The following is a 418-nucleotide window of genomic DNA, read 5'->3' as shown; positions in this document are numbered from 1 at the left end:
GTACGAGCGATATAAAGGGCAACTAGAGACGTTTACAAACGATCGTTTGCTGATGTCTTCGGTGTTTGTACAACACTCCTTTCCCGATCCTGAGAAACGCCGCAAATGGCTCGTGAAGCGCAAAATCGACGCTCCGGTCGACCACAGGCCTGGCAAATCGGCTACTGCGCCGTTGCCCAGCTCGAGCGTGCGTTGATTTCGGAGCGGACCAAGGCCGGCATCATCGCCGCACGATCGAAGGGGCGGCTGGCAGGCAATCCTGGTAGCCGCGAGCGCAAGCTCGAAGCCCTGGCGAAGATGACGGCCGTGCAACAGGCTATTCGGACACGGATTCACGGTAGCGGCGTAACGATCACGGGCGAGCGGTCAGTTGGAGCGGCATGAGGCCATTAGCGTCCACTTCAATGCTGTACCGCCT

The 418-nt window shown here is 58.9% G+C and carries 1 pseudogene; it reads left to right on the top strand.

Features of this window, described 5'->3' with window-relative positions:
* Positions 1-156: 156 nt before the first annotated feature.
* A pseudogene (locus tag EOC06_RS38540) lies at positions 157-318 on the top strand (recombinase family protein); the annotation flags it as partial.
* Between the last annotated feature and the right edge of the window lie 100 nt (positions 319-418).

This window comes from Mesorhizobium sp. M7A.F.Ca.MR.362.00.0.0, from assembly GCF_004023175.1.
Classification (GTDB): Bacteria; Pseudomonadota; Alphaproteobacteria; order Rhizobiales; family Rhizobiaceae; genus Mesorhizobium.
Note: the sequence above shows the minus strand (reverse complement) of the source record. Positions and strands in the feature narration are given on the sequence as shown.